Genomic DNA, 1,756 nt, shown 5'->3' with positions numbered 1-1,756 from the left:
CCAACACTCACGTGTCAACAGGAAGCCTGGTCCCTCAGGACCCAACAACGTGCACCAGCCGACCCGCTCACCCCGACCCGTCCCAACCAGCAAGCTGGCGTACTAGGGCCGGAAGCTACGCTCCCGACTGCACTGTCAATGTTCCACCCATGAGCTACCGGCAACCACGTTCGGGTTACTCGGCGCCTGAACCAGACACCTGCAGAGCAGGGCCGGTCAGATGCTCCTTAGAAAGGAGGTGATCCAGCCGCACCTTCCGGTACGGCTACCTTGTTACGACTTAGTCCTAATCACCGATCCCACCTTCGACGGCTCCTTCCACAAGGGTTAGGCCACCGGCTTCGGGTGTTACCGACTTTCATGACTTGACGGGCGGTGTGTACAAGGCCCGGGAACGTATTCACCGCAGCGTTGCTGATCTGCGATTACTAGCGACTCCGACTTCATGAGGTCGAGTTGCAGACCTCAATCCGAACTGAGACCGGCTTTTTGGGATTCGCTCCACCTTACGGTATCGCAGCCCTTTGTACCGGCCATTGTAGCATGCGTGAAGCCCAAGACATAAGGGGCATGATGATTTGACGTCATCCCCACCTTCCTCCGAGTTGACCCCGGCAGTCTCCTATGAGTCCCCGCCATAACGCGCTGGCAACATAGAACGAGGGTTGCGCTCGTTGCGGGACTTAACCCAACATCTCACGACACGAGCTGACGACAACCATGCACCACCTGTACACCGACCACAAGGGGGCGACCATCTCTGGCCGTTTCCGGTGTATGTCAAGCCTTGGTAAGGTTCTTCGCGTTGCATCGAATTAATCCGCATGCTCCGCCGCTTGTGCGGGCCCCCGTCAATTCCTTTGAGTTTTAGCCTTGCGGCCGTACTCCCCAGGCGGGGCGCTTAATGCGTTAGCTACGACACAGAAACCGTGGAAAGGTCCCTACATCTAGCGCCCAACGTTTACGGCGTGGACTACCAGGGTATCTAATCCTGTTCGCTCCCCACGCTTTCGCTCCTCAGCGTCAGTTACGGCCCAGAGATCTGCCTTCGCCATCGGTGTTCCTCCTGATATCTGCGCATTCCACCGCTACACCAGGAATTCCAATCTCCCCTACCGCACTCTAGTCTGCCCGTACCCACTGCAAGCCCGAGGTTGAGCCTCGGGATTTCACAGCAGACGCGACAAACCGCCTACGAGCTCTTTACGCCCAATAATTCCGGACAACGCTTGCACCCTACGTATTACCGCGGCTGCTGGCACGTAGTTAGCCGGTGCTTTTTCTGCAGGTACCGTCACTTTCGCTTCTTCCCTACTAAAAGAGGTTTACAACCCGAAGGCCGTCATCCCTCACGCGGCGTTGCTGCATCAGGCTTTCGCCCATTGTGCAATATTCCCCACTGCTGCCTCCCGTAGGAGTCTGGGCCGTGTCTCAGTCCCAGTGTGGCCGGTCACCCTCTCAGGCCGGCTACCCGTCGTCGCCTTGGTGAGCCATTACCTCACCAACAAGCTGATAGGCCGCGAGTCCATCCCCAACCAAAAAATCTTTCCACCACCAGACCATGCGGCCAGTGATCATATCCAGTATTAGACGTCGTTTCCAACGCTTATCCCAGAGTCAGGGGCAGGTTACTCACGTGTTACTCACCCGTTCGCCACTAATCACAGGAGCAAGCTCCTGATCATCGTTCGACTTGCATGTGTTAAGCACGCCGCCAGCGTTCGTCCTGAGCCAGGATCAAACTCTCCGTAAAAAA

Annotated in this window: 1 rRNA gene; it reads right to left on the bottom strand. The window is 56.9% G+C overall.

The annotated features are described in order from the left end of the window. Positions 1 to 231: 231 nt before the first annotated feature. Positions 232 to 1,753: ribosomal RNA gene (locus M3666_RS16260) — 16S ribosomal RNA — on the bottom strand. Between the last annotated feature and the right edge of the window lie 3 nt (positions 1,754 to 1,756).

Origin of the sequence: Curtobacterium sp. ODYSSEY 48 V2, from assembly GCF_023712625.1 — a bacterium.
Lineage (GTDB): Bacteria > Actinomycetota > Actinomycetes > Actinomycetales > Microbacteriaceae > Curtobacterium.
The sequence above is the reverse complement of the archived record's forward strand: the minus strand, read 5'-3'. Positions and strand labels throughout refer to the sequence as shown.